Source organism: Vibrio sp. S9_S30 (genome assembly GCF_014694455.1).
Classification (GTDB): domain Bacteria; phylum Pseudomonadota; class Gammaproteobacteria; order Enterobacterales; family Vibrionaceae; genus Vibrio.
The window spans coordinates 1-6,647 of the sequence record NZ_JAAUWT010000045.1 but is presented as its reverse complement, the minus strand read 5'-3'; the positions used below and the strand labels follow the sequence as shown (position 1 = coordinate 6,647).

The 6,647-nt window shown below is 40.8% G+C and carries 9 protein-coding genes; 1 reads left to right on the top strand and 8 read right to left on the bottom strand.

The genetic code is table 11. The features are described 5' to 3' along the window. Positions 1-246 precede the first annotated feature (246 nt). From HC752_RS23350 to HC752_RS23315, 6 genes are all read right to left on the bottom strand, one after another. The gene (locus HC752_RS23350; protein WP_190337593.1) at positions 247-681 is read right to left on the bottom strand and encodes a GNAT family N-acetyltransferase; all 435 of its coding nucleotides are present in this window, start codon (positions 679-681) and stop codon (positions 247-249) included. A 570-nt stretch (positions 682-1,251) separates the two neighbouring features. Then, positions 1,252-2,067 (bottom strand): hypothetical protein, encoded by an 816-nt coding sequence (locus tag HC752_RS23345; RefSeq protein WP_190337592.1) that lies wholly within the window; start codon positions 2,065-2,067, stop codon positions 1,252-1,254. Positions 2,068-2,214: 147 nt separating this feature from the next. Continuing rightward, positions 2,215-2,502 carry a type II toxin-antitoxin system RelE/ParE family toxin gene (locus tag HC752_RS23335; RefSeq protein WP_190337590.1) on the bottom strand — a complete coding sequence of 96 codons (288 nt, stop codon included), beginning with the start codon at positions 2,500-2,502 and terminating at the stop codon, positions 2,215-2,217. Next, entirely contained in the window at positions 2,499-2,780 is a 282-nt protein-coding gene (locus HC752_RS23330; RefSeq protein WP_011080399.1) for a type II toxin-antitoxin system Phd/YefM family antitoxin, read from the bottom strand. The genes HC752_RS23335 and HC752_RS23330 overlap by 4 nt, the downstream gene beginning before the upstream one ends. Before the next feature lie 632 nt (positions 2,781-3,412). Then, positions 3,413-3,928, bottom strand: coding sequence for a hypothetical protein (locus HC752_RS23320; protein WP_190337588.1), 516 nt, complete (start codon positions 3,926-3,928; stop codon positions 3,413-3,415). Continuing rightward, positions 3,928-4,335, bottom strand: coding sequence for a hypothetical protein (locus HC752_RS23315; protein ID WP_190337587.1), 408 nt, complete (start codon positions 4,333-4,335; stop codon positions 3,928-3,930). The genes HC752_RS23320 and HC752_RS23315 overlap by 1 nt, the downstream gene beginning before the upstream one ends. Before the next feature lie 141 nt (positions 4,336-4,476). Here HC752_RS23315 and HC752_RS23310 point away from each other — a divergent pair, with 141 nt between their 5' ends. Further along, positions 4,477-4,746, top strand: coding sequence for a hypothetical protein (locus HC752_RS23310; protein ID WP_190337586.1), 270 nt, complete (start codon positions 4,477-4,479; stop codon positions 4,744-4,746). Positions 4,747-5,474: 728 nt separating this feature from the next. On the opposite strand, the gene HC752_RS23305 is transcribed toward HC752_RS23310, so the two are convergent. Beyond that, a complete protein-coding gene (locus tag HC752_RS23305) occupies positions 5,475-5,987 on the bottom strand; it encodes a hypothetical protein (RefSeq protein WP_190337585.1) in 513 nt (170 codons plus the stop codon). A 135-nt stretch (positions 5,988-6,122) separates the two neighbouring features. Next, positions 6,123-6,503 (bottom strand): hypothetical protein, encoded by a 381-nt coding sequence (locus HC752_RS23295; RefSeq protein ID WP_190337584.1) that lies wholly within the window; start codon positions 6,501-6,503, stop codon positions 6,123-6,125. Between the last annotated feature and the right edge of the window lie 144 nt (positions 6,504-6,647).

Here is a 6,647-nt window from a genome sequence, read left to right as displayed (position 1 = left end):
TCTTGTTAACACACTTAACCCTCTGAAATTAAATCACTATGACTAGATTATTATAATTGATTATCGCTTTACAACATACTGCTGCTGAGGTCGCTCACAAGTAAATCTAGGTGTGTTGCATAACGCCAGCTTAAACCGCAGACAACGCACAAATCAAGCCGCTGCATTACGCCTTAAACACGAAGTCACCGCAAACCAAAAATGCCACGCGTTGGCTGTCGGTTTGAAGCTTTTGTTATGCGAATACTACACGTCTCGAACCATTTTGACATGTGGCACACCAGTACTTTTGGCTACGAAGGTATGACTAGTCTTCAAAAAACCGAGTCTTTCATACAACGACACAGCATGTAATCTTGCGTTCAAGTAAATCTCGATCGCACCCAGTTCTAAGGCCGTATCTATTAGCTTGCTAAGTACTTTTGTACCTAACCCTTTTCCTTGCATATTAGGCTGAACAACCATCTGGGAAATCTTAAAAATCTTTCCACCTTCATCACTTAGACGACCATACGCCAATAAAGAACCATCACCAACAACAGCAAAATGACGGCTGCTTGATTCCAATGCATCGAATAAAATCTCGCGGGGAAGGCAAGGTTCTTTGAAAAAGAGAGCGTATCTTAAATCAAGTGCGCGCTCATACAGCTCACTATTCGTTTTGATTTCTACAATTTCCATGATACCTCCTTTTCGCATAACGCCAGCTTAAACCGCAGACAACGCACAAACCAGGCCGCTGCATTGCACCATAAACGCTAAATTCACTGCAAACTAAAAATGCCACGCGTTGTTTGTCGGTTTGAAGCTTTTGTTAGAGCGATACAGGTAAGCATACTTACTTGGCAATGAAGCACTTAGCTTGCATTCAATGAACGGCATCTTAGCCAACAAAATCTGCTGCAACCAGACCACGAAACCCAAAACACCAACTCAGTCGAGAATTTAGAAGAACAAACCGAAAACCAAGCTTCAAAATCCGGCTAACCTAATTGGTTTTTAAAGCTTACTGAGACTTGGTTTGCGAGGATTTTCCACCTTGATTTAGGTTAAGGAATCGAACTTTCCAGCACTTAAGCCAGCTATTTTCGAGAACCTGACCAACCCTTGAACTTTCAAAGCGCTATAACGCCGCATTAAGTGGTGAGCAACGCTACCCACCCAACCTAAACCATTGTGACATAAACACTTGAACTAAAGTAAGCCGAAAGTGCCAAGCGTTGGGAATCCGTCTTAAATGCTTTGTTAAGTTTATTTTTGCAGCGCTACTCGTTCTAACCCGTTTGCCACAACGTAAGGCTTACCATTTTGCGATGTATTCTTTTCACCAAGAACCAGAACATATGCACCAACAAAATCTTCAACATCATCGATATTATGTCGTTGATAAAAAGTATCAACATCACCGGCCTGAATTAAACAACTGATATTGCCTCGACCACCCGAGTTCAACCATAAATTACCATTATTTCCCAATCGTGCATCTGCCAATAAGCCCCAATAACCATGAAATTGATAATCATGTTGATCATCTACGTCGGTAAAGTTAACGAAAAAACTGGCTACTGTGGTTGGTTCATTTTCAGCCAATGTAATTTGTTGTTGAGAGTTTCTAAATTCTTCTGAGTTAATTAGATTTCGCAAAAGAGTGCTTAAACGCCTTTGCATATTGGCATTAGGGCGAGGTCTATTGCCAACATGACGACCGCGTCCCTCGTTAGCTCCCTCCTGATCATTTGGTTCAACATCTACATTTACTCTTGGAGCTGCACCATAATTTAGGTCAATGACAATGTTTTGACCTGGGTTTCTAAGACGGTCTTCATCTCCGCCCTCATTTTCCACTCGTTGAGTTTCTGCTGAAGCAAAAGAACAATCGGCTTCATGTGGTCTCGCTCCAAAACAAGCTGCTTGACCCGTTCGAGAAGCCTTTCGGAAAAATGCATCTTTTTCACATTCAGTACATACCAAATTTTGCCTTTTCTCAGACATTTCGTTTGGTGGCAACAGTGAGAAATCTACCGCATTATATGTATTACCATCCAACGTACATTTTGCTATATCCATTTTTTACTCCATAAACTTAACGCCCGCTTAAGCCGCTGCCAACGCAACACAACGGCTACCGCATTGCGCCTTAAACACAATTATTACTGCAAACCAAAAATGCCACGCGTTGGCGGTCGGCTTGAAGCGTTTGTTATAACACAATTGCTATAAGTCACTTTCCGTCAGCATTTGACGACAATTTCGCACCGTTAGAATGCGAATTTCATGGCTGAGGCTATATATGATGCGATAGTGCCCAAAAATAATTTCACGAAAGTTGGTATGAGGCAATTCCGGCACCATACGACCCATTTCCGGCATACTTGAGAGAAGCTCCGTTTTATCGAAAACCTCACTAACCCAATCTTCTGCTGCTACTGGATTGTCCAACGAAATAAATTCAGCTGCATCACCTAACTTTTGCAATGCTAGAGGTGACCAGACTATTTTCATTTCTTAATACGCCCTAACACTTGAGCACGAGCGTCCTCATTAGAAACACCTAAGCCCGAAGCTAGTTGTGCTTCAGCAGTACGCATTTCTTCAAGTAACTCGATCTTCTCTTGCATTGCTTCATATTCTGCGACATCAAGAACAACAGCTACACCTTTACCACGCTGTGTTATTACTAGTGGTCTGCGAGTTTCGTTGATCTGCTTGATAAATGACGTTACGCCAGCTCGAAATTCAGACAAAGGCTGAATATCTTGGTCGAAATGGATACGGCTCATGTTGAACTCCCAATGGTACAATTTAATGTACAAATAATAGTTCAACTAGTCATTTTGAGCAATAGGCTGATTTTGTGTTATAACGCCAGCTTAAACCGCAGACAACGCACAAAACAAGCCGCCGCATTACGCCTTAAACACTAAATTTACCGCAAACTAAAAATGCCACGCGTTGTTTGTCGGTTTGAAGCTTTTGTTAGAGCGATACAAGTAAACAAACTCACTTGGCAATGAAGCACTTAGACTGCATTCAATGACCTGCATCTTAGCCAAAGTGAGCTTCTGCAACCAGACCACATTACCCAAAACACCGATTGAGTCGAGAATTTAGGTAAGTGAGCCGGAAGCCAAACTTCAAAATCTGATGAAGCTGAATGATTTTGAAACCTACAACAGCTTGGTTTGCGAGGATATTCCACCTTGATTCAGGTTAAGGAATCGAACTCAAAAACACGAAAGCCAGCAACTTTCGATAACCTTACAAACCTAGAATTATCAAAGCGCTATAACGCCCGCTTAAGCCGCCGCCAACGCACTACAACGACCACCGCATTGCGCCTTAAACACAATTATTACTGCAAACCAAAAATGCCACGCGTTGGCGGTCGGCTTGAAGCGTTTGTTAGCTGACACTACTCCGAAAACCAAGCCCTTTCAAAACTATCTACCAAGTTAAACGGATAGTTTAACTTGTCTATATCATCTAGTGCTCTTTTTATATCATCGGACAAAACCAGATAATTAACCTCAGTATTAAGATCAACCATTGAAAACATAAGGTTTTTAATTGAGGTTATTCGCCTATTTGGGTGTAGATATTGCTCTTTTTCAATGATAACTTCCAAAGTTAAAATAAGGCGCATTACCTCATTCAGCTCAGTGATAGCACAGTTTCTAATTGCCCGTTGACTGAGATAACCTAAGCCAGAAGATGCTTCGGAAGGTAGCTCCCTCAGCTGCTCGATGACACTGGCACTCAATTTCGTCGACTCAGCTAAAGCTAGGCACTCTGCATGCTTATTTTCAAAATTTATGAACGCGACGTCGAGTGATGACACCCCGACCTTCACTTTATTGATAACGCTATCTGAAGCAAACGTTAGGCATGAGAACGTACTAAGAAAAGCAAGAAATAGTATTTTTTTCATTAGAACTTACATCCATAATGTAGCGCTTTCCAAAACTGTCTTTCTTTGGGGCTAATACGTGAACGTATCATTTGTAATCCAGCTGTAGTACTAATCTGATTATTTGCATAACGGTCTAGAGAACTTAAAGATTTGAAAAAGTATTCCCAATTTGTTTGATATATATTATATGCGGTTTGCGTTACGTCGTTTGAAGCTAATTTAAACCCTAGAGTACTTTCTATAAAGCCAGCTGAACTTGTTGGCTTAACCGCCAACCCACCAAAAATTACAGCTAGCTGTCCAATTACAATAGCTACCCATCCATCTTTAACAGTACTCTTCATATCGTTAATCGCATTAAGTGCTTGCTGACTTTCTTCATCAAATGTAATGCCAATTAAAGTTGGACATATGGTATTACTCATAACGTTACCTCTACTTTCAATTTTGCTGTAGAGAGTAAATCCATTTGCACACCAGACAAACACTAATTGGAAGTAGTGTGACAGGCTATTTATGATAAATGTATGATAAAATACTTAATTACATTTTATTGCCGATAAAGCATGAATACCTTTTTGACAGCTAACGCCCAGTTAAGTAGCCAAAAACGTACAAATGCGGTTTCTGCAAACTACCCTAAACACAAAACTCTACGCAAACTAAAAATGCCACGCGTTTTTGGTCTGCTTGAACTGTTTGTTGTAGCGATACAAGCAAAAAACTCGCTTGGCAATGAAGCATTTAGCTTGCATTCAATGAACAGCATCTTAGCCAACAAAACCTTCTGCAACCAGACCACAGAGCCCAAAACACCTGATCAGTCGAAAAATTAGAAAAACGAGCCAAGAGTAAAGCTTCAAAATTCGGTGAACCTAATTGGTTTTGAAAGCTTGCTGCAACTTAGTTTACTGAGAATTTCCCACCTTGAATATGGTTGAGGAATCGAACTCAAAAACACTGAAGCCAGCAACTTTCGAGAACCTGACAACCCTTGAATTTTCAAAGCGCTATAACGCCCGCTTAAGCTGCTGGCAACACTATACAAAAGCTACCGCATTGCGCCTTAAACACAATTATCACTGCAAACCTAAAATGCCACGCGTTGGCAGTCCGCTTGAAGCGTTTGTTAGAGCGTAACAAGTACACAAACTCACTTGGCAATGAAGCACTTAACTTGCATTCAATGGACGGCATCTTAGCCAACAAAACCTTCTGCAACCAGACCACGAAACCCAAAACACCAACTCAGTCGAGAATTTAGAAGAACAAACCGAAAACCAAGCTTCAAAATCCGGCTAACCTAATTGGTTTTTAAAGCTTACTGAGACTTGGTTTGCGAGGGTTTTCCACCTTGATTTAGGTTAAGGAATCGAACTTTCCAGCACTTAAGCCAGCTATTTTCGAGAACCTGACAACCCTTGAACTTTCAAAGCGCTATAACGCCCAGTTAAGTAGCCAAAAACGCACAAATACTGTTTCTGCAAACTACCCTAAACACAAAACTCAACGCAAACTAAAAATGCCACGCGTTTTTGGTCTGCTTGAACTGTTTGTTAGGCTTTTACTTAGCCATATTTAAAATCATAAATTTTGAATTTGGATCGCATGATTTGTTACACCACATACCCCATTGAGAATCGCCATAGTCAAAAAACTTAAACCCCAATTCTTTACCTGATATAGATTTGACACGAAGCGAATAAACCTTTGGCGTACTTGTAGATTTATCAAATCCACTTTCAAACAGTTTAGCTGAAGAGACCGCATCGTCGCCTTGTAACAAATCCATTTCAACTGATGTGAAATATGATTTATTTCCTATACTTTTGGGGTTTGTGCGAACCATTTGTGACGGAATCATCACCGGACTATAAGTTCCGACGTTTGACCAAACATAACCTTGCTTGCTGGAAATAATATGTCCGTAAGGTGTGCAGACTATTTGCCCCCAATTATTGAGAGGCGAAGGTAACAACGTAATCGCATCCTTAGGCGTTCCTGTACAATCTCCGACTGGATTTGAATTCACAGAAAATGACATTATTGATATTAAAACAAGAAATAAATATTTCACAACCCCCCCCTAAAATCCTAACGCCTTGTTAAGGTGTGAGGCACGCAATACCGAAGCTTCCGCATACCACCTAAAACACTAAAACCAACGCATAGCAAAAATGCCACGCGTGCCGAATCACTCTTGAACAATTTGTTAGCTGCTTGCTTCGTATGACTCTTTTGTTCCCCAAGCGATATATACGCTGTACTCACGATTAGATTTTAACCCACCCGTACTAGGGACATGGTGACCATCTCTTGTGTCGTTTCTATACTTTTTATACGTTACTGCATTTTTATTCTGGGTGAGCTCGTCGAACAAAAATTTCTCAGCTTCTAGCGCTAATGTTGCATCCATTCCTGATTTTAGTACAACCAAATGAGGCCATGATGGACTGAAATATTTATATTGCTTTGCTCTTTGATCTACATCTACCGTAATTCCAACATTGAACCGGTGGACCTTTGGAGAACTAACTACACACCGTATAGTTTCCAACCAATTTTCTTTCATTTGACTTGATATTTTTTTCACAACCATCTCCTTGCAGCTAACGCCTTGCTAACAAGCGACAACGCGATGCCACTTAACTTGAATATTGTGCCATAAACACAGAGCTGAAATTGCGACTGAAGTCGCCAAGCGTTAGGAGTCTTTGTTAAGCAATTTGTTATGTGC

Bases quoted from the DNA above. Each gene is read 5' to 3' on its own strand.
- HC752_RS23350 (WP_190337593.1), bottom strand. From the start codon at position 681: ATGGAAATTGTAGAAATCAAAACGAATAGTGAGCTGTATGAGCGCGCA.
- HC752_RS23345 (WP_190337592.1), bottom strand. From the start codon at position 2,067: ATGGATATAGCAAAATGTACGTTGGATGGTAATACATATAATGCGGTA.
- HC752_RS23335 (WP_190337590.1), bottom strand. From the start codon at position 2,502: ATGAAAATAGTCTGGTCACCTCTAGCATTGCAAAAGTTAGGTGATGCA.
- HC752_RS23330 (WP_011080399.1), bottom strand. From the start codon at position 2,780: ATGAGCCGTATCCATTTCGACCAAGATATTCAGCCTTTGTCTGAATTT.
- HC752_RS23320 (WP_190337588.1), bottom strand. From the start codon at position 3,928: ATGAAAAAAATACTATTTCTTGCTTTTCTTAGTACGTTCTCATGCCTA.
- HC752_RS23315 (WP_190337587.1), bottom strand. From the start codon at position 4,335: ATGAGTAATACCATATGTCCAACTTTAATTGGCATTACATTTGATGAA.
- HC752_RS23310 (WP_190337586.1), top strand. From the start codon at position 4,477: ATGAATACCTTTTTGACAGCTAACGCCCAGTTAAGTAGCCAAAAACGT.